The organism is Austwickia sp. (assembly GCA_016699675.1).
GTDB lineage: Bacteria > Actinomycetota > Actinomycetes > Actinomycetales > Dermatophilaceae > Austwickia.
In genome coordinates this window covers 3,379,478-3,397,935 of record CP064985.1, presented here as the reverse complement: position 1 = coordinate 3,397,935, position 18,458 = coordinate 3,379,478, and the positions used below count along the sequence as shown (strand labels likewise).

General features: G+C 72.3%; 16 protein-coding genes and 1 pseudogene. 8 read left to right on the top strand and 9 right to left on the bottom strand.

What is annotated here, in order from left to right; genetic code table 11:
* Positions 1–432 precede the first annotated feature (432 nt).
* Together IPK37_15550 and IPK37_15545 are read left to right on the top strand one after the other, a co-directional pair.
* On the top strand, positions 433–2,322 hold the full coding sequence (locus tag IPK37_15550) for an ABC transporter ATP-binding protein (GenBank protein QQS00281.1): 1,890 nt from the start codon (positions 433–435) through the stop codon (positions 2,320–2,322).
* A gap of 140 nt (positions 2,323–2,462) precedes the next feature.
* Positions 2,463–3,102: pseudogene (locus IPK37_15545) on the top strand (homocysteine S-methyltransferase family protein).
* Between the two features lie 116 nt (positions 3,103–3,218).
* Here IPK37_15545 and ndk read toward each other — a convergent pair.
* From ndk to IPK37_15515, 6 genes are all read right to left on the bottom strand, one after another.
* Complete coding sequence (gene ndk / locus IPK37_15540) at positions 3,219–3,641, bottom strand: nucleoside-diphosphate kinase (GenBank protein QQS00280.1); 423 nt, start codon at positions 3,639–3,641, stop codon at positions 3,219–3,221.
* A gap of 99 nt (positions 3,642–3,740) precedes the next feature.
* Positions 3,741–4,136, bottom strand: coding sequence for a DUF4233 domain-containing protein (locus tag IPK37_15535; GenBank protein ID QQS00279.1), 396 nt, complete (start codon positions 4,134–4,136; stop codon positions 3,741–3,743).
* Positions 4,133–5,545 carry a dihydrofolate synthase gene (locus IPK37_15530; GenBank protein ID QQS00278.1) on the bottom strand — a complete coding sequence of 471 codons (1,413 nt, stop codon included), beginning with the start codon at positions 5,543–5,545 and terminating at the stop codon, positions 4,133–4,135. Before IPK37_15530 ends, IPK37_15535 begins: the two co-directional genes overlap by 4 nt.
* A complete protein-coding gene (locus IPK37_15525; protein ID QQS00277.1) occupies positions 5,542–6,102 on the bottom strand; it encodes a GNAT family N-acetyltransferase in 561 nt (186 codons plus the stop codon). Before IPK37_15525 ends, IPK37_15530 begins: the two co-directional genes overlap by 4 nt.
* Complete coding sequence (locus IPK37_15520; protein QQS00276.1) at positions 6,099–9,434, bottom strand: isoleucine--tRNA ligase; 3,336 nt, start codon at positions 9,432–9,434, stop codon at positions 6,099–6,101. Before IPK37_15520 ends, IPK37_15525 begins: the two co-directional genes overlap by 4 nt.
* Before the next feature lie 432 nt (positions 9,435–9,866).
* A complete protein-coding gene (locus tag IPK37_15515) occupies positions 9,867–10,745 on the bottom strand; it encodes a DUF559 domain-containing protein (GenBank protein QQS00275.1) in 879 nt (292 codons plus the stop codon).
* Between the two features lie 266 nt (positions 10,746–11,011).
* On the opposite strand from IPK37_15515, the gene IPK37_15510 reads away from it, so the two are divergent.
* From IPK37_15510 to IPK37_15495, 4 genes are read left to right on the top strand one after another with little or no spacing between them, the layout of a single operon-like run.
* Entirely contained in the window at positions 11,012–11,401 is a 390-nt protein-coding gene (locus tag IPK37_15510) for a helix-turn-helix transcriptional regulator (protein QQS00274.1), read from the top strand.
* Positions 11,398–12,243: an ABC transporter ATP-binding protein gene (locus tag IPK37_15505; GenBank protein QQS00273.1), complete on the top strand. Its 846-nt coding sequence runs from the start codon at positions 11,398–11,400 to the stop codon at positions 12,241–12,243. The genes IPK37_15510 and IPK37_15505 overlap by 4 nt, the downstream gene beginning before the upstream one ends.
* A 1-nt stretch (position 12,244) precedes the next feature.
* A complete protein-coding gene (locus IPK37_15500; protein QQS00272.1) occupies positions 12,245–12,925 on the top strand; it encodes a hypothetical protein in 681 nt (226 codons plus the stop codon).
* A 17-nt stretch (positions 12,926–12,942) separates the two neighbouring features.
* The gene (locus IPK37_15495; GenBank protein QQS00271.1) at positions 12,943–13,584 is read left to right on the top strand and encodes an ABC transporter permease; all 642 of its coding nucleotides are present in this window, start codon (positions 12,943–12,945) and stop codon (positions 13,582–13,584) included.
* Between the two features lie 8 nt (positions 13,585–13,592).
* Here IPK37_15495 and IPK37_15490 read toward each other — a convergent pair whose 3' ends face one another.
* The 3 genes from IPK37_15490 to IPK37_15480 form a co-directional block, all read right to left on the bottom strand.
* Positions 13,593–14,525, bottom strand: coding sequence for an SDR family NAD(P)-dependent oxidoreductase (locus tag IPK37_15490; GenBank protein QQS00270.1), 933 nt, complete (start codon positions 14,523–14,525; stop codon positions 13,593–13,595).
* Between the two features lie 184 nt (positions 14,526–14,709).
* Positions 14,710–15,204, bottom strand: a complete 495-nt coding sequence (locus IPK37_15485; GenBank protein ID QQS00269.1) for a DoxX family protein — start codon at positions 15,202–15,204, stop codon at positions 14,710–14,712.
* Positions 15,205–15,330: 126 nt separating this feature from the next.
* Positions 15,331–16,005 carry a CAP domain-containing protein gene (locus IPK37_15480; GenBank protein QQS00268.1) on the bottom strand — a complete coding sequence of 225 codons (675 nt, stop codon included), beginning with the start codon at positions 16,003–16,005 and terminating at the stop codon, positions 15,331–15,333.
* An 82-nt stretch (positions 16,006–16,087) separates the two neighbouring features.
* On the opposite strand from IPK37_15480, the gene IPK37_15475 reads away from it, so the two are divergent.
* Positions 16,088–17,470 (top strand): FAD-binding protein, encoded by a 1,383-nt coding sequence (locus IPK37_15475; protein ID QQS00267.1) that lies wholly within the window; start codon positions 16,088–16,090, stop codon positions 17,468–17,470.
* A 26-nt stretch (positions 17,471–17,496) separates the two neighbouring features.
* Positions 17,497–18,387: a hypothetical protein gene (locus IPK37_15470; GenBank protein QQS00266.1), complete on the top strand. Its 891-nt coding sequence runs from the start codon at positions 17,497–17,499 to the stop codon at positions 18,385–18,387.
* Positions 18,388–18,458 lie beyond the last annotated feature (71 nt).

Here is an 18,458-nt window from a genome sequence, read left to right as displayed (position 1 = left end):
AAGACCGATTCCGCTCACACCCCCGAAGGAGGTGACAACCATGGCCAAGATCCTCGACCTGCAGACGGCGAGCCCCGCGTCCAAGTGGACCCCGGGATTCCCGATGAGCTGCTCCTGGAGCATCTACAAGTGCCGCAGCAACGGCAGCTGGTTCTGCTGACGCTCCGGTGGTGCCGCTCCCCTCACCTGAGCGGTGCCCGGCAGACCCGCCAGGCATCCGGTCCGCGCCATCTCCGCAGCGGCGCGGACCGGATGCCGGTCGGTCGGGCCGGACGCGGTTGGTCGGGCCGGATAGCCGGGGAGCACGCGACGTACCGCGGCTTGGCCCGGCGGACGACCACGACGCGACACCAGCCCTCCGCGGGGGCGCACCCCACCGGCGGATTGGACCCGCATCACCAACCCTGCCTCGCCGCTCCCGAAAGGAACGCCATGCCAGCCCCGACGCAGCGCCTCCCGCGCGGTCATGTCCGGCGCGTTGTCGCCGTCCTCGGCCACGACCGGCGTGCCGTGCTGATCGGCGCCGCCGGGACCATCGTGGCCGCCGCGACCGGGCTGCTCGGGCCGCGCCTGGTGCAGGTGGCGATCGAGGAGCTGCGCGCCGAACGTTGGTCGCAGGTGGCGGTGCTCGGCGGGGTGTTCGCGGCGCTGTCCATCGCGGGCGCGGTCCTCGGTGCGAGCGTCAGCCTCGTCCTCGGCCGGGCCGCGAACCGCGTCGTCGGCGACCTGCGCGACCGCTCCGCGGCGGCCGCCCTGCGAATCCCCGCCGCCCGCCTGACCGCCTATCCCGCCGCCGACCTCGTCTCCCGCTGCGCCAACGACACCGAGCACCTCGGGGCGGTCTTCCGCGACGGCCCCATCCAGGTGATGGGGCTGAGCGTCACCGTCGTCGGCGCGGGTATCGGCATGTGGGCCGCCGACCCGGGGCTGTGTCTGGTGGTGCTCCCGCTGCTGGCCGGATGCGCCGCCGTCGTCGCCGTGGCGACCCGCCCGATCGGCCGCTACAGCCTGGCCCACCAGCGGGCCCTGGGCGCCTTCGTCGCCGAGGCACAACGTTGCCTGGACGCGCTGCTCACCCTGCGCGCCGCCGCCGCCGAGGGCTTCGCCGCCGGCCGCCTCGGCGCGGCAAACGGCACGCTCATCGCTGCGGCGAACCGGTCGCTGTTGGCCCGTTGCATCGTCGGGCCAGTGCTGCTCGGATGCGCGCAGCTCGCGGCGGGGGTCCTCGTGGCACTCGTCATCTGGCGATCGGTCACCGGCGGGATCGCGCCGGGGGCGGTGGTGGCCTTCTTCATGTACGCCGCGATGCTGCCCGCCCCGCTGAGCCAGGCGGGCACCCTGATGACCGCGATCGCCGAGGCGGCCGGCGCGCTGGAGCGACTCGACGAGCTGGACCGAATCAGCGCCCCCGAGACCGATGCCCCCGCCGCCGGCGTGAGCGAGGTCGACGCCTCTCTCGCGTGCGGCGGCGCCCGTGACGGACTCGTCGGGACCGCCGCGCGGCGCCACCCGGGCTCGCCTGCCGAGGAGGGACCCGCCCCGGAAAGCGAGCGTCCCGCGCCGGTGTGGCCTCGCGAGACCCCCGCGCTGGCACGGCAGTTCATCCGTTTCGAGGCCGTGTCCCTGTCGCTGCGGTCCTCCCCGGACCCGCTGGAGCCCGCGCAGCGCATCCTGGACGCGGTGTCGTTCACCGTCGAGGCCGGGTCCCACGTCGTGTTGACCGGCCCCTCCGGCGGCGGCAAGAGCACGATCCTCGCGCTCCTCGAACGCTTCTACACGCCCAGCGCCGGCCGCATCACGCTGGCCGGCACGGACATCGCACGGCTCGACATCGTCGGCTACCGCTCGGGAATCGGCTACGTCGAGCAATCCAGCCCCCTGTTTCGCGGGTCGGTGCGGGACAACCTCACCCTGGGCGCCACCGATCGCACGGACGAGGAGTGCTGGGAGATGCTTGCCCGGCTCGACCTGGCCGACATCGTCCGCCGTCGCCGCGGCGGGCTCGACGCCGCCGTCGGGGCGGGCACCGACACGTTCTCGGGCGGCCAGCGGCAGCGGCTCGCCCTCGCTCGGGCACTGCTGCGTCGACCGCGGCTGTTGTTGCTGGACGAGGTCACCTCGGCCCTGGACGCCGTCGCCGCCCGGGCCGCCTGGGCGGCGGTCGCCGAGGCCGGCGCCACGGTGATCGAGGCCGGGCACGGACCGGGGGTATGGGAGCGCGCCGACAAGATCCTGGTCGTCACCGACGGCCAGGTCGCCGAGCGCGCCTCGGAGTGGCTCGCCTCGTGCAGCGAGACTCCCGCCGTCGCGCTGCGCCCCTGACTCCTTGGCTGGGGCGAAACGCGGTCCATGGCCCGCCCTTCGCCCCAGCTATCGGCGGGCGGGCCCCTCGGCAGGCCGCTTGGGCGTGTCTGCTAGGACCTAGGCTCCTGGCGTACGGCGTCGGAGGCAGGAGGTCGCGAATGGCCGGTGGTCCCGCCCTGCCGCAGCTCGGAGCGGCTGTCTTCCTGACCGACACCGGCCTGGAGACGGAGCTGATCTTCCGCGCCGGACTGGGAGGAACCGCTGGGGTACGACGCCGCCGGCCTGGCTGATCTCAACCGCCGAGCCGTGGCGCTGATGCGGCGGCTGGCGACGACATACCGGGGCGTTCCCACCGTGGTGAGCGGCGCGATCGGGCCGCGGCACGATGCCTATCGAGTGGACCGGACGCCGGCCCCGGCGGAGGCCGCGCGCTACCACCGAGACCAGCTCGCCACGCTGGCCGCTGCTGGGGTCGACATGGTGCACGCCGCCACGCTGCCTGAGGCGCCGGAAGCGATCGGGATGGTGTGGGCGGCGACCGAGGTCGACGTACCCATCGCGGCGAGCTTCACGGTGGAAACGGACGGTCTGCTCCCGGACGGCGGGCGGCTCCTCGATGCCGTAGAAGCCGTCGATCGGGCCACCGACCGCGCGGCCGCGTACTTCGGGGTCAACTGTGCCCACCCGGAGCACCTGAGGCGCGCCCTCGCGCCCGGCCTCACGGTGCTCGGCGGCTGCTGCGGCACCGGACCGGAGCACCTGCGGGCGATTGCCGCCACGACACTGCGCCCTATGTGAGGTTCACGATGCGGTGAGGCTCCCGATGCGCCGATCTTGGCAGGACCGATGACCCACCTGCCATGGGTGCGCAGGAGTAGCCAGGCCATGCGGTCTCTGCGATCGCGGAACGGGCATCAGACCAGGTCGGGGAACCAGATCGCGATCTCGCGCGCCGCGGATTCCGGGGAGTCCGAGCCGTGCACGATGTTCTCGGTCGAGCCGTTGCCCCAATCCCGTCCCAGGTCGCCGCGGATCGTGCCCGGCAACGCCTCGGTGGGGTCGGTCTTGCCGGCCAGCGAACGGAAGCCGGGGATGCACCGGACGCCCTCGATGACGATGGCCGTGACCGGGCCCGAGGACATGAACGTGAGCAGTTCCTCGTAGAAGCCCTTGCCCTCGTGCTCGGCGTAGTGCTTCGCCAGCATGTCCCGGGTCGGGGTCAGGATCTGCAGGGCTGCCAGCGTGTACCCCTTGGCCTCGATGCGGCGGATGACCTCGCCGGTGAGACCGCGGGCGAAAGCGTCGGGCTTGACAAGGACGAGAGAGCGTTCGGTCATAGCGGCAGCTTAGTGACGCGACCACCCGCGGTAGGGGTTCAGACCAGCACCGTCGGACGGGCACCACAGCTAAGCCGATCAGCTCTGCAAGCGGGGAACTCACGCCTCGTCGGGGTGTTCGCGCAGGTAGGCCTCGGTCAGGTCGTCGAGGCGGACCCCTTGCACCAGGGCCACCCACCACAGGCCGCCGAAGATCAGCCCGATCACGACCATGACCGGCACGACGACCGCGCACAGCAGCGTCGCGATCTGCACCAACCAGCCGAGACTCACCCCGAACGGCGTGCGCAGCAGGCCCGCGACGAGCACGCAGGCGAGCGCGAGGCCGAGACCCATCCACAGGTACATCGAGGCGGCGCCCTGCCCGCCCGCGTCGGCCAGGGCGCGCGCGCCCACGGCCCCGAACAGCACCACCGGCGCCTGGCTGCCCAGCACCACCGCCCCGAGCCGACGGGTCATCTTGCGTTGGGCGCCCGCGAGCGGCGGCATCCTCATGACAGTTCCCCGTGTCCCACCAGCGCCCGAACCTCCGCGGCCGTCGTGACCGACCCCGTCGCCACCACGCCGCCGGCGGAACCGCCCCCCTGCGCGGCGGCGTCCGCGAGGCCCGCCGCCACGTCGACCGCGTCCGGCAGGTCGGCCACGACCCGGACGCGATGCTCGCCGAAGATCTCGGCCGCCAACGCGCCGAGCCGGTCGGGCCGCATCGCCCGCGGCGACGTCGTGCGGGTGACGACCACCTCGTCCAGCACGGGTTCGAGCTCGACCAGGATCCCCTCGGCGTCCTTGTCCGCCAGGATCGCGATGACCCCCACCAGGTGAGCGAACGCGAACTCCTCCGCCAACGCCGTGCGCAGCGTCGCTGCGCCGTGCGGGTTGTGTGCCGCGTCGACGATGACCGTGGGCGAGCGGCGGACGATCTCCAGCCGACCCGGCGTGGTGAACCGCGCGAACGCCGACTCGACGACGTCCCGCTCCAGCCGCTGCTCGCCGCCGCCGACGAAGGCCTCCGTGGCCGCCAGCGCGAGCAGCGCGTTGTGCGCCTGGTGCGCCCCGTGCAGCGGCAGGAAGAGGTCGTCGTAGTCCCCGGCCAGCCCGCGCAGCGAGACGACCTGACCGCCGACGGCGCTTGCCCGAGCAAGCACCCCGATGTCGACGCCCTCTAACACCGGCCGCGCGTCCACCTCGCGGCAGCGTGCCACCAGGATCTCGGCCGCCTCCGGCTCCTGGACCGCGCTGACCATGATCGCCCCGGGCTTGACGATGCCCGCCTTCTCGGTGGCGATGAGGTCGATCGTGTCGCCGAGCAGCCGCTGGTGGTCCAACCCGATCGGCGTCACCACGGCCACCGCGCCGTCGGCGACGTTGGTGGCGTCCCAGGTCCCGCCCAGGCCCACCTCCACGACGGCGGCCTCGACCGGGGCGTCCGCGAACGCCGCGTACGCCACCGCCACCAGCGTCTGGAAGTAGTTCATCCGCCCCACGCCCCGCTCCGCGAAGCTGGCGTCGACCATGTCGACGAAGGGGATCACGTCCTCGTACGCCGCCACGAACGCCGCCCGCGAGATCGGCTCGCCGTCCAGGGCGATCCTTTCCCGGACGTCGTGCAGGTGCGGCGACGTGAACCGGCCGGTGCGCAGCCCCATCTCGCGCAGCAGCGTCTCGGCCATGCGGGTCGTCGACGTCTTGCCGTTGGTACCAGTCAGGTGCACGACCGGATAAGACCGCTGCGGCTGGCCGAGCAGGTCCATCACGGCCGCGATCTGCTCGATCGAGGGCTCCACGTCGTTCTCGGGCGCGCGGGCGAGGATGGCCTCCTCGACCTCGCGCATCCGGCGCCGCAGCTCCAGGTCCGCCGCGGCCCGCCGGGAGGCGTCCCGCGCCGCCCGCGCGTCCCCGCTCATCGCTGATCCTCGCGCTCGTCGACGGCCGGGGTCGCGCCCGCGCTCGACGTACCGGCCTGAGCCATCCACACGACCTCCGGCATACCGGTCTGCTCCTCCCGGCCCACCTCGACGAAGCCGTGCCGGGCGCAGAAGGCCGGGGCCTGCCGGTTGCCGTCCGTGTAGGTGATCCGCAACGGGACGACGGCCTCGCGCGCCCGCTCCTGCGCGGCGGTCAGGAGCGCCCCGCCCACGCCCCGACCGCGCGCGTCGGTGGCCACGCAGAGCTTCCAGAGCACGTAGCTCCCGTCGAGCGGACCGTAGCTGCACATCCCGAGCAGGCGCCCCGCCTTGTCCTCCGCGACGAACGCGCGGCCCGCCCGGATCGACGGGATGAGCGCGTCCTTCGTCCACCACTTGGCCAGCAGCAGGGAGATGAGTTCCGGCTCCACCACGCCCTCGTACGCCGCGGGGAACGCCGCCAGGCCCAGCTCCCGGATCGCGTCCAGGTCATCGCCGCGGGCCTCGCGCACGGCGTACCCGACGTCCCGCGGCAGCGGCCGGATCTGACCCGTCACAGCCGCGCCACCAGTATCCGGACCGCGCGCCCGTCGCCCAGCTCCACGGTCGTGCCACGATCCGCCGGCAACGCCTCCGCCGGCCCGAAGCCGATCTGCCGCGCCAGCGTCTCCGCCTCGATGAACCGCTGGTGGTCCATGACGACCGAACGCAACTCGTCGGCGCCGAGGACGGTCAGGCTGATCGCGTCACCGTAATCGAGGCCGAGCGTACGGCGTTCGGCGTTGACCGCCCGGGCGATGTCGGCGGCCAGGCCCTCGGCGGCCAGCTCGGGCGTCACGGCGGTGTCGAGCACGATGAATCCGCCGCCGGGCAGCACGCTCACCGCGCCGGCGTGCGCGTGCGCCTCGTCCACGACGGTGTCGAGGCTGTACTCGCCCTCGGCCAGCTCGATGCCGCCGCAGGTCACCACCCCGTCGCCGGTCACCGACCAGTCGCCGCCCTTGCTGGCCTTGATGACGGCCTGGACCTGCTTGCCGAGCCGCGGGCCGGCGGCGCGGGCGTTGACGAGCAGCCGCTGGCTCACGCCGAAGTCGGCCTCGCTCGCGCTGGACAGGTCCTGCAGGACGACCTCCTTGACGTTGACCTCGTCCTTGATGAGGTCAACGAACTCGCCCAGGGCGTGGGCGTTTTCGGTGACGACGGTGAGCCGCGCCAGCGGCAGCCGGGTCCGCAGCCCGTCGGCCTTGCGCAGGCTCGCCGCCACCGACGTGACCGTGCGGGCCCGCTCCATGTGCGCCACCAGGGCGTGGTCCGCCGGCAGGTCCGTCGCGTCCGGGTAGTCGGTGAGGTGCACCGACCGGCCGCCCGTCAACCCGCGCCAGATCTCCTCGGTCGTCATCGGCAGCAGCGGCGCGGCGACCCGACACAGCACCTCGAGGGTCGTGTACAGGGTGTCCATCGCCTGGCGCGCCTCGGCGGCGCCCTCGCCGCGGGTGTCCCAGAAGCGGTCCCGGCTGCGGCGCACGTACCAGTTCGTCAGTACGTCGAGGAAGCTGCGCACCGTGTCGCAGGCCCCGGCGATGTCATAGGCGTCGAGCTGCGCCTGGACCTGCTCGACGACCTCGCGAACTCGAGCAAGCAGGTACCGGTCGAGCACGTGCGTCGAGGCGGTCGACCAGCGCGCGGCGTACCCCTTCTCCCCCGACCCGTCCGCGGCCTCGACGAAGGCATTGGCGTACGTCGTGAAGAAGTACCACGTCGACCACAGCGGCAGCATCGCCGCCCGGACGCCCTCGCGGATGCCCTGCTCGGTGACGATGAGGTTGCCGCCGCGCAGGATCGGGCTCGACATGAGGAACCAGCGCATCGCGTCGGCGCCGTCGCGGTCGAAGACCTCCCGCACGTCGGGGTAGTTCTTCAGCGACTTGCTCATCTTCAGGCCGTCGTTGCCCAGGACGATGCCGTGGCTGACGCAGGACTGGAACGCCGGCCGGTCGAAGAGCGCGCTGGCCAGGATGTGCATCGTGTAGAACCAGCCGCGGGTCTGCCCGATGTACTCCACGATGAAGTCGCCCGGGAAGTGGTGCTCGAACCAGTCGCGGGCCTCGAACGGGTAGTGCACCTGCGCGAAGCTCATCGACCCCGACTCGAACCAGCAGTCGAAGACGTCGGTGACCCGGCGCATCGTGGACCGCTCGCCCTCGGGGCGGGGGTCGTCGGGGTTCGGCCTGGTCAGGTCGTCGATGAACGGCCGGTGCAGGTCGTCCGGGCGCACGCCGAAGTCGCGCTCAAGCTCCTCCAGCGAGCCGTAGACGTCCGTGCGCGGGTAGCGCGGGTCGTCGGACTTCCACACCGGGATCGGGCTGCCCCAGAACCGGTTCCGGGAGATCGACCAGTCGCGGGTGTTCTCCAGCCACTTGCCGAACTGGCCGTCCTTGACGTGCGCCGGCACCCAGGTGATCTCCTGGTTGAGGCGCAGCATGTCGTCGCGGATCTTGGTGGTCGCCACGAACCAGGAGGAGACCGCCATGTAGATCAGCGGCTCGCGGCAGCGCCAGCAGTGGGGGTAGGCGTGGTCGTAGGTCTCGCGGCGCAGCAGGACGGTGCCCTCGGTGATGGCGCCGGTCTCGCCGGGGGCGCCATCGGCGTCGAGGCGCGTCCGCGCCTTCAGGTGGTCGATGACCTGGCCGTTGGCGTCGAGGACGAGCAGTCCCTCGTACTCCGTGACCGGGTGCGTGAAGCAGCCGTCGATGCCGACGGGGACCACGACCTCGATCCCCTCGCGGTCGGTGACGGCCTTGTCGTCCTCACCGAACGCGCCGGCCGTGTGGACCAGCCCGGTGCCGTCGGTGGTGGTGACGAACTCGGCGGGGACCAGGCGGAACGCGTTCTCGTGGCCCAGGTAGTACGACATCGGCGGGGTGTAGTGGGACCCGATCAGGTCGCGGCCGGTGCAGCGGTCCACGATGAGTGCAGCCACGTCGCCCTTGGCCTCGCCGGTGAACTCGCGGGCGTAGGCCTGCGCTCGGGCCTCGGCGATGACATAGCGCTCCGGCCGGCCGGTCGGCACGGCGGACTCGACCACGACATAGTCGATGTCCTCGCCGACCATGATGGCGAGGTTGCAGGTCAGGGTCCACGGGGTCGTGGTCCAGATGAGCGCGAGGGCCCCGGCGTACGGCCCGTCGGTCAGCCGGCAGCCCACGGTGACCGCGGGGTCCTGCCGGTTCTGGTAGACGTCCTCGTCCATCCGCAGCTCGTGGTTGGACAGCGGCGTCTGGTCGTTCCAGCAGTAGGGCAGCACGCGGAAGCCCTCGTAGACCAGGCCCTTGTCATAGAGCTGCTTGAACGCCCACAGCACGCTCTCCATGAACGTCACGTCGAGCGTCTTGTAGTCGTTGTCGAAGTCGACCCAGCGCGCCTGGCGGGTGACGTAATCGCGCCAGTCGTCGGTGTACTTGAAGACCGACTCGCGGCACTTGGCGTTGAACGCCTCGATGCCGAGGTCGCGGATCTCGTCGGTGGTCTTGATGCCCAGCTGGCTCATGGCCTCGAGCTCGGCGGGCAGGCCGTGGGTGTCCCAGCCGAACCGGCGCTCGACCCGGCGCCCGCGCATCGTCTGGTAGCGCGGGATCAGGTCTTTCACGTAGCCGGTCAGCAGGTGGCCGTAGTGCGGCAGGCCGTTGGCGAAGGGCGGGCCGTCATAGAAGACGAACTCGTTGCTGCCGTTCTGCCCCGCCTCGCGGTTCTCGACGGACGCCCGGAAGGTGTCATCGGCGGCCCAGTAGGCGAGGATGCTCTCCTCGATCGCCGGGAAGTTCGGGGAGGAGGGCACGCCGAAGGCTGCGCCGGGAGTCGCTGGGGTGCTGCTGACCTGGGGGTACGTCATCTCGCGGGGGTCCTTCGCGGGTCGAACTCGTCGGGGTACGTCGGGTCCTGCCGCGAGGACGACGTACGGCGCGCTCGTCGCGCACCTGCCGCGGTACCACCCCGCTTGCCGCCGATCCACGCCACGCCGTACGCCGAGTGCCGGCGCCCGCCGCGGACGCCGAGTCGCGGCCGCTCTTGTCGGAGGCTGTGACGGGCCCACCCGTCCGGTTCTACTAAGCGCTTCCCTGCGGGCCCGAGGCCGAGTCCGCCTGTGTCACGCCGTTCTTCCGGAGGCTCGCCGCTGATGACGGCTCGAACGCCTATGAGCCCAGTCTACGGGACCGCAGCAACCGCCGTTCCCCGCCCGCGGCCATGACGATATGGGCCCAGACCCCCCGCCGTTTCCGCAGTCTCGGCCCAGATCGCGATGGTGGTCGGGCACGGGCGGGGACTAGCGGCACAGGGCACGGGCGTCCTCGATGCGTTGCCGCACGCGTGCCGGCTCATGGAGCAGGTCCCAGGTGAGTCGCACCACGACGTACCCCCAGCTGCGGATCTCGTCCTCACGCCGCTTCTCCGCGAAGAGCACCTCGGGGTCGGTGTACTTCACCCGCCCGTCGAACTCGATGACCACCCGCGTGCCGTCGAGCAGGAAATCCACCCAGTACGCCGTACCGTCGCGGCGCAGTTCCACCTGTGGCGTCACGGCGTACCCCAGCGCCCGCAGCACCACCGCGGTGCACGTCTCCCCGGGTGACTCGTGGCGGGCGTCGGCGTACCTGAAGAACTCTCGAACCTGCGCCATCCCGCGGCGACCCCGAAGCCGGTCCAGCGCCTCCGCGATGTCGCCCGGCGTGACGGTCCGCCGCCGCAGGGCCGCATCGGCGGCGTAGAGGCCCTGCAGCGGCCCGCTCAGGAGGGCGCTCTGCACGATGGCCGTGGCCAGCCGCGCGGACGGGTCGAGGTGGTCGCCGACGCTGGCGTGCATCCGGTACGTCGTGGCGCGCCGGGTCTGCTGGTCCGTCCACCTGGTCAGGTGCGCGGTGGTGAGCGCGGCCTGCTGGACGGGCAGCTGCGCCAACGCCAGGGCGGAGGTGTGGCTGACCCAGGCCCGACCCTCGTACTGGGATTGCAGTGCTGCGCACAGTCGACGATGCCGGTCCTTGCCGTCCGCCGGTCGGCCCGGCATCCACCACCCGTGACACAACCGCGTGACCTCACCCCGGGCTGCCAACCGCAGGAGGGCTTTGGTGGACAGCCCCACGGCCCGACCATCGGCGCTGGTGAAGACGCCGCCTGACCGCAGCGGCAGGGCAGAGAGATCGGCCATGGGTCGATCCTCATGGCACCGGCCGTCAGCCGGCCGGAGTCCTTCGCACCCTGTGGATAAGCCCGTCCGGTCATCTCGAGCCGGGGGCAGGCCGGCCTCCAGCTCCAGCATCGCGATATGGGCCTACACCCCCCGCCGTTTCCCCATGCTCGGCCCATATCGCGACGCTGGCGGGCCCGTACGTTCTGCACGGCGCACGAAACCCCTCAGGCCCACCGCTCACCGCCGGTTGTCAGGCCGTCTGGTTAGTAGATGGTCTACTAACCATGCCCGACGCTCGACAGAACTGGTTCTACGGCTTCCTCGACCTGTGCCTCCTAGCCCTGCTCCGCGGCGGCCCTGACTACGGGCTTTCGCTCACCCAGCGGCTCGTCGCCGCCGGCGTCGACGAGGTCCCGGGCGGCACGCTCTATCCCGCGTTGCTTCGCCTCGAACGCCAAGGGCTGCTCGCCAGCGATTCGGTCGCGTCCACGAGCGGGCCGCGTCGCAAGTACTACGAGCTCACCCCCGCCGGACTCCGTCAGCTCGAGCAGCTCGTCACCCAATGGCACGGCTTCCGAGCCACCCTCGACGGAGTCACGCGCGCCGCCCACCCGGCCGAAGCCGGGCCCACCGACTCACTCACCGCCGTTCGCCGTCCGGAGCGCGACCGATGACCTCTCCCGTGCTGGATTGGCGCGCCAACCTCGAACGTGACCTGCACGCCGCCGGCCTCCCCCGCCGCGTCGCCGTACAGCTCTCAAACGACGCCCAGGCGGAGGCCGACGACGCGGGCCGCGACCCGGCGGACCTCTACGGGCCGGCCAGCGCGTACGCCGCGGCCCTGGCCCGCTCCGTCCGAGCCACCGAACCTGCCCGCACCGCCGGACTGAACCGTCCGTCCCCCGACCTCACCGGCCCCGTTGTCCTGCGCGTGACCGAGGTCAGCAAGCGCTACGGCCGCCGCCTGGTGCTCTCGCCCGTCAGCTTCACGCTGCGCGCCGGGCAGATCGCCGCGATCGTCGGCGCCAACGGCTCGGGCAAGTCGACCCTGCTCGACATCTGTGCCGGCGCCACCCGCGCGAGCACCGGGCGCGTGGCGCGGACGGCGCGCCTCGGGTACGTGCCCCAGCACGGCGGCCTCGCTCCCCTGCTCACGGTCGGTGAGCACCTGCGCCTGTTCGCCGCCGCGCGCGGGATGCCGGCCGCCCAGGCGGTCCCCACCGGCGAGCGGCTCGCCGCTCAGCTCGGCTGGCGGCCGGAGCCGAAGGCGCGCGTCGGGACCCTCTCGGGCGGCACCCAACAGAAACTCAATGTCGTCCTCGGCGAGCTCGACCGCCCCGACCTCATCCTCCTCGACGAGCCCTACCAGGGCTTCGACCAGGAGTCCTATCTCGACTTCTGGGAGCAGGTCTTCGCCTGGCGCGACGCGGGCGCGGGGGTGGTGGTCGTGACGCACCTGCTGTCGAGCCTGCGCGAGGTCGACCGCGTCATCGAGCTGCGCGTCCCGGGGCCGTGACATGTGGCGCGCCGTCGTCCAGGCCAGCGTCGGGGACCTCGCCCGACGCCGCACCGCGCTGGTCCTGCTCGTGGCGTTGCCGTTTGCGGTGTACGCCGGGACCTCGTCGGCGTACTTCCTCGTCCTCGTCGCGGCCTGGTCGATCGCGACGTTGGCCCTGTACAGCTGGGCCTTCGCCCAGGGCATGGAGCGTCGACTCGTCATCGTCGGCGCCCGACCGGGGGTGCTCTTCGCCGGTCGAGCCGCCGCGCTGTCCGGGCTGGCCGTGCTCGTCGCGACCGTGGGGGCGGCCCTCTTTTGGGCCGCCGACCGCGACGCGGAGCGGCCATCGGCCATGGTGGCGGCGCTGTTCGCGGCCTGCCTGCTGGCGGTGCCGCCCGGCGCGCTTGTCGGACAGTTGCTGCCGCGGGAGTTGGAGGGGACCTTGACGCTCATGGTGGTCATGGGCGTCCATTTCGCCATCGCGGGGGCGTCGGCGGGCTCCTGGACCCGGGTCCTGCCCTTTGACAGCCCGGCCCGGCTGGTCGACTTCGGCTACTCGGGGAGGGTCGGTACGTCGTACGCGGTCGAGGCCGCCGTCCAGTGCGGCGCCGCCGCCGTGGTCCTGGCGGCCTGTGCCGCGGGCGCGGCGTACTGGCGGCTTCGACCCGCCCGCGTCGGCGCGATCGGGGCCGAGTCATGATCGCCACGGTCGCCCTGGTGACTGTGCGCGAGCTGTGTCAGCGCGGTTGGGCCCTGGCCATGGTCGTGCTGCTGCCGCTGTTCTTGCTGCGGTTGGGACCCGTGCGGTATCGGGTGTCCTTCCTCGTCGTCGGTGCTGGCTGGGCCGTGGCCACGCTTGCCCTCTTCAGCTATGTCGCGGCCCGCCCGGTGGAGCGGCGACTACGGGTCGCCGGGGCGCGACCGGTGTCGCTGCACCTCGGGCGGCAGATCGCCCTGTCCGTCCTCGGCCTCGGCGTCGCGACCGTGGCGTGGGTCGGTGCCTGGCTGGCCCGTGCGGACCGGCCCGACATGGTGGCGCTCGCGTTGGTCGCCGCCGTACTGGTGGGTGTCCCGTTGGGCGGCCTCGTGGCGCAGGTCGTGACGCGCGAGATGGACGGGACCCTCGTGATGATCGCCCTGCTTGCGATCACCCTGACGTCCCAATCGGAGTGGACCCACATCCTGCCGTTCTGGTCGGCGCAGGAGTTCCTCGGATCGGCCGCGGCGTTCGGGACCGAGCCGAAGGTCGGCGACGGGCTGCGCCATGCCGGCGTCACGCTCGCGGTGTTGTCCATCGCCGCCTGGTGGGCTCACCGGACGCGCCTGGCCCGTTCGTCAGGGCCCACCTTGCGCACCTGACTGGGGCGTTATGCGTTCCCGGGCACGCATAACGCCCCAGTCACTCGAGCAGGCTGCTGCAGCAACGGCGAGATGGCGGAGGCCTCACGAGGCCGCGGACCTCTGCCGCGCCGCTTCCGGTCGGCTGGTGTCGAATAGGGAAGCGCAATAGGGGGGAGGATCAGCTCGTCGGCCGGCTGGCCCGGGCGAACCGCCGAGCCTTGACCGTCGGGCAAGACCCGATTGAGCCAGGCGGCGCGTCGCGTCTTGCGGTCCCCGCCGATGACGTGGTCGCGGCCCGCGAACAGGGCCTCCACCCCGAGCGCGGCCACCAGCGCCGGGTCGTTCTTCCACTCATTGGAGCCGAAAACCGTCCCATCCATGCCGGCCGTGTGGTGGAAGTCCGTCGCGGTGGTGCCGGGCAGGAGCGCGGTCACTGTCACGCCGTACTCCTTCATCTCCTCCCTTAGCCCCTGCGCGAAGCTGAGCATGAACGCCCTGGTCGGACCGTAGATGGACTCGTACGGCGTGGGGGTGAGCGCCGACAGCGACGAGGTGATCAGGATTCGACCGTGGCGCTGCGCCGCCATGGCGCGGACGACGTGCTTGGCGAGCAGCACCTGAGAGGTGATGTTCAGCGCGATCAGGTCCTTCTCCGCCTCGATGTCGGTGTCGAGGAAGGACCCGCCCAGGCTGCGGCCGGCGTTGAGCGCGGCCACGTCGAGCGGCTTCCCCAGCTCCGCTACTGCGGCCCAGACGCGCTCGACGCCCTCCTCAGTGCGCAGATCGGCTTGGACGGGGATGACCGTGCCGCCATCGATCATGGTCGCGAGCTCCGCGACACGCGCGCCGGACCCGACCCCGACGATGTCGTGGCCGCGAGCGGCGAGGTTGCGGGCAATCTCCAAACCGATGCCCGCCGAAGCTCCGGTGACGAGGGCGAGATGGCTCATGCACCGCATTCTCGCGGAGCTCGTGAGCAGACGAAGCCTCTGCCCGTGGGGAGGCGCCGACCGGGCACACCTGACAGGGGCGTGATGCGCTCCCGGGACCGCGTTACGCCCCAGTCACTCCACCCGCGACTGCCAGGCCAGGCCAGCCAGCGGCACGCGCGGCGAGCGGGATCAAGCGGCCGAACCTGCGTCGCTACCCGCGCGAACGGCCGGCCCACACCTCGTCAGCGCTGAACCGTCCCGGACCCACGACGGCGAAGACGAGGGCGGCCAATCCGAGCGCGGCGACGAGTTCCCACCCGCCCTTCGCGACGAACAGGCCCTTGTCCGCGTGGACGAAGGCGAAGGCGCCGGCCAGTACCCCGGCCAGCAGGACTCCCGCGATCGGCGTCAGCAGCCCAAGCACCATGGCGGCCCCGGCGCCCAGCTCGATGACGGCGGCCACCGCCGCGGAGACCTCGGGCAGCGGCACGCCCATCGCGGCGAACGAGGAACCCGTGGCCTCCAGGCCGTTGGTGGCGAGCTTCTGCCAGCCGTGCGCCATCATGATCGCGCCGAGCAGGACGCGCGCCAGCAACAGCACCACGTCGCGGGCCACCGCCGGCACCGGGGCGGCGCCGGTGATTCTCGCGAGCCCGCCCGGAGCGACCTCAGAGCGCGCATCCGGCAACGAAAGCTGTTGTGCCATAACCTGACTCCTTAGTCGACGAGGCAACTAAGGGCACCCTAAGTCGGACGCGCCTCAGATCCCAAGCCCGCATGCGCCCCAGGCGGCCCGAGGCGCTTCGGGTCAGCCGCGACGCGGTCCCACGCGTCAGCGGTGCGGCGTCAGCGCGGGGGCGTCTTCGCGGGAGATCGGGCGGTGGGTACGGACCGGCGGCTGGGGCGTCACGGAGGCCGGGGTCGGCGTGGAGACCGGCGGGGCGGCGGCCTGCCCGGCGCCCAGGTTCATCACCCAGAACGTGCGTCCCGAGGCGTCTTTGGCCACCGCGATCGTCACCTGCGTGAACGTGGGGTTCAGCAGGTTGGCCCGGTGCCCCGGGGAGTTCATCCAGGCGGTCACGACGGCCGACGCGGTGCTGTACCCCATCGCGACGTTCTCCCCCGCCGAGCTGAGCGAACACCCACTGAGCAGCGGCGCGAGGTCCTGGTGAGCGAGCGAGCCGCGCCCGGCCAACGTCGTGGCCCAGCGCTGTGCGAACGGTTGCAAGCACCCGTTCCAGACCACGGGGCCGGCGCCGACGGCGGCCCGCTGCGCGTTCGTCGCGGCCACCGCCGCCTCGGCGGCGGCATCGAGGGCGGGGACGGGTGCCATGGCCGGTACGCCGGGTGCCATGGCCGGTACGCCGGGTGCCGTGGCCCCCACCACCGCAGCGACCGGCGAGGCGGCCTGCGGGGGGACCGCCGCCGGGACGACCAGCAGCGCGAGCGTTGCCACCGTGCTGGGGAGCGCTGTCGCGAGCGCGGCGCTGAGCGACCCGAGGTTCATGGTTCACCGAATCGGCAGAGGTCGGACGACCTGTAGCCCGCTCGACGATCCGACGCGGCGGGAGTCGGGGCAGGATGGGTTCATGACCGATCTCGCCGTCGCGCTGCCCCACGCCGTCACCGACCCGGACGTCAAGGCCACCTACGGCGTCGACCAGACCTTCGGATCGACGGCGCCCGCGACGTACGAGGTCGTCCGCGCGACGTCGGTCGCCGACGTCGTGGAGGTGATGCGCTACGCGGCCGCGCACGACGTACCGATCGTCCCCCAGGGCGCCCGCACCTGCCTGACCGGCGCGGCGTCCGCCGTCCCCGGCGGCATCGTCCTCAACACCGAGCGCCTGAACACCATCGAGGAGATCGACGAGATCGAGTCGATCGCAGTGGTCGGCCCGGGCGTGGTCACCGGCGACCTGCGCCGCGCCACCGCCGAGAAGAACCTCTTCTACCCGCCGGACCCCGGCTCGGTGGACTCGTGCACCATCGGCGGCAACGTCGCGATGAACGCGGGCGGGCTGTGCTGCGTGAAGTACGGCGTGACGGCCGACTACGTCCGCGGCCTGGAGGTGGTGCTGCCGAGCGGCGAAATCCTGCGCACCGGACGGCGTACCGCCAAGGGCGTCACCGGCTTCGACCTCACCGGCCTGTTCGTCGGGTCCGAGGGCACGCTCGGGGTCGTCACGAAGGTGATCGCCAAGCTGCTGCCCAAGCCGGAGACCGCCCTGACGGCGCTGGCGACCTTCGACTCCCTGACGGCCGCGAGCGAGGCCATCGTCGCGCTCCGCCTGGCCAGCTCCCGCCCCAGCCTGATGGAATTCCTCGACCAGCCCTCGATCGTCTCGATCCAGGCGCTGGCCGACTTCGGCTTCCCCGAGGGCTGCGCCGCGGCGCTCCTGGTTCAGTCCGACCGGACGGGTTTCGCCGCGGCGGACGTCGCGGAGTACGCGCGGATCATGGAGGCCGTCGGCGCCACCGAGATCGCCATCGCCGACGACGAGCAGGAGAGCGAGATGCTGCTCGCCGGTCGGCGCTCGCTGAACGCCGCGCAGGAGGCGGTCGGGCCGCACCTGCTGGAGGACATGTGCGTCCCGGTCAAGCACCTGCCCGACCTCGTCCGCACGGGGCAGGCGATCGGGGCCGACCACGGGCTGCAGATCATGATGGCCGGGCACGCCGGCGACGGAAACCTGCACCCGGCGATCTTCTTCGACCCCCGCGACCCCGACCAGACGGCGCACGCCTGGCAGGCGTTCGACGAGCTAGTCACCGCCGCGCTGGCGCTCGGCGGCACCCTCGCCGGGGAGCACGGCGTGGGCGCGCTCAAGGCTCCGTGGCTGCGCCGCGAGATCGGGGACCTCAGCTACGGGCTCCAGCAGCAGGTCAAGGCGGTCTTCGACCCCAAGGGCCTGATGAACCCCGGCCGCGTCTTCACCGATCGGGTCCCCGGCGGCCCGGCGGCCGGCTAGGGAGCGCGAGAGGAACGGAGCCGCCCATGCCGATCGTCCTCGTCCACGGCGTCGCGGTCCGCGTCGAAGACGACCCCGCCTTTGCCACCGTCGCGCGATTCACGGGCGGCTTCCCCATGGGGCCGATCGAGGCGCAGCTGCGCGCGCACGTCACCTCCGCGATCAACCCTGGCCACCCCGACGACGTGCCCATCCGCACGGTCTACTGGGGCGACCTGGGCACCCCTCCGCCGCGGCAGGCCTCCCGGCACGTGGGCACGGGCGGCGCCGACGGCCCGGGAAACGCCGACGAGCTCGACCGGGCGGCCCTCGGCGAGCTGCTCGAGGAGGCCGTGCGCAGCGTCCTTCCCGCGGCGCTGTGGCCCGAGGCGGTCTGGTGCACCTGGCGGGTCGTCGACGAGGCGCTCGCCGACGGCACCCCGCCCGCCGATCTCGACCTCGCCGAACTGGCCGAACGGGTGCGCGCCGGCCTCGTCGACGGCATCCCGAACCTCGACCACTGGTACGCCCACGTCCTCACCCGCCTCCAGGCCCGCTCCCGGGAGCGGGCGAACACCGGCCCGCTCGGAGACATCCCGGTCGACAGCGCGGACCCCGAGCGGGACGTCGCCTTCTGGTCGGCCATGACCGGATGGCACCGGACGATGCTCTTCGGCGGTGTGGCGCTGCGCCACCCCAGCGGCCGTGGCACGCACGTCTCGTTCTGGCCGGAGCCCGCCCCCAAGCCGGCCGACGTCAAGAACCGACTCCACCTCGACGTCCGCCCCTCCCCCGGCGAGCCCACCGCGGACTGCCTCGCGCGCGCCCTCGACCTCGGAGCCACCCGCGTCGCCGAGCCGTGGGCGCAGGGTCACGACTGGACCGTGCTGCGCGATCCCTCCGGGAACGAGTTCTGCCTGTTGGCCGGCGCGTCCTGACCGGCGGGTGAGCCCGGCCCGATGGCACCGGGGCGCGGCCCCGTAACCGATTGGAGTCGATCGCCGCCCAT

Coding starts and splice junctions, on each gene's coding strand:
- IPK37_15510 (QQS00274.1), top strand. CDS start 11,012: ATGCCCGACGCTCGACAGAACTGGTTCTACGGCTTCCTCGACCTGTGC.
- IPK37_15485 (QQS00269.1), bottom strand. CDS start 15,204: ATGGCACAACAGCTTTCGTTGCCGGATGCGCGCTCTGAGGTCGCTCCG.
- IPK37_15550 (QQS00281.1), top strand. CDS start 433: ATGCCAGCCCCGACGCAGCGCCTCCCGCGCGGTCATGTCCGGCGCGTT.
- IPK37_15505 (QQS00273.1), top strand. CDS start 11,398: ATGACCTCTCCCGTGCTGGATTGGCGCGCCAACCTCGAACGTGACCTG.
- IPK37_15470 (QQS00266.1), top strand. CDS start 17,497: ATGCCGATCGTCCTCGTCCACGGCGTCGCGGTCCGCGTCGAAGACGAC.
- IPK37_15490 (QQS00270.1), bottom strand. CDS start 14,525: ATGCGGTGCATGAGCCATCTCGCCCTCGTCACCGGAGCTTCGGCGGGC.
- ndk (QQS00280.1), bottom strand. CDS start 3,641: ATGACCGAACGCTCTCTCGTCCTTGTCAAGCCCGACGCTTTCGCCCGC.
- IPK37_15530 (QQS00278.1), bottom strand. CDS start 5,545: ATGAGCGGGGACGCGCGGGCGGCGCGGGACGCCTCCCGGCGGGCCGCG.
- IPK37_15500 (QQS00272.1), top strand. CDS start 12,245: ATGTGGCGCGCCGTCGTCCAGGCCAGCGTCGGGGACCTCGCCCGACGC.
- IPK37_15535 (QQS00279.1), bottom strand. CDS start 4,136: ATGAGGATGCCGCCGCTCGCGGGCGCCCAACGCAAGATGACCCGTCGG.
- IPK37_15515 (QQS00275.1), bottom strand. CDS start 10,745: ATGGCCGATCTCTCTGCCCTGCCGCTGCGGTCAGGCGGCGTCTTCACC.
- IPK37_15480 (QQS00268.1), bottom strand. CDS start 16,005: ATGAACCTCGGGTCGCTCAGCGCCGCGCTCGCGACAGCGCTCCCCAGC.
- IPK37_15475 (QQS00267.1), top strand. CDS start 16,088: ATGACCGATCTCGCCGTCGCGCTGCCCCACGCCGTCACCGACCCGGAC.
- IPK37_15520 (QQS00276.1), bottom strand. CDS start 9,434: ATGACGTACCCCCAGGTCAGCAGCACCCCAGCGACTCCCGGCGCAGCC.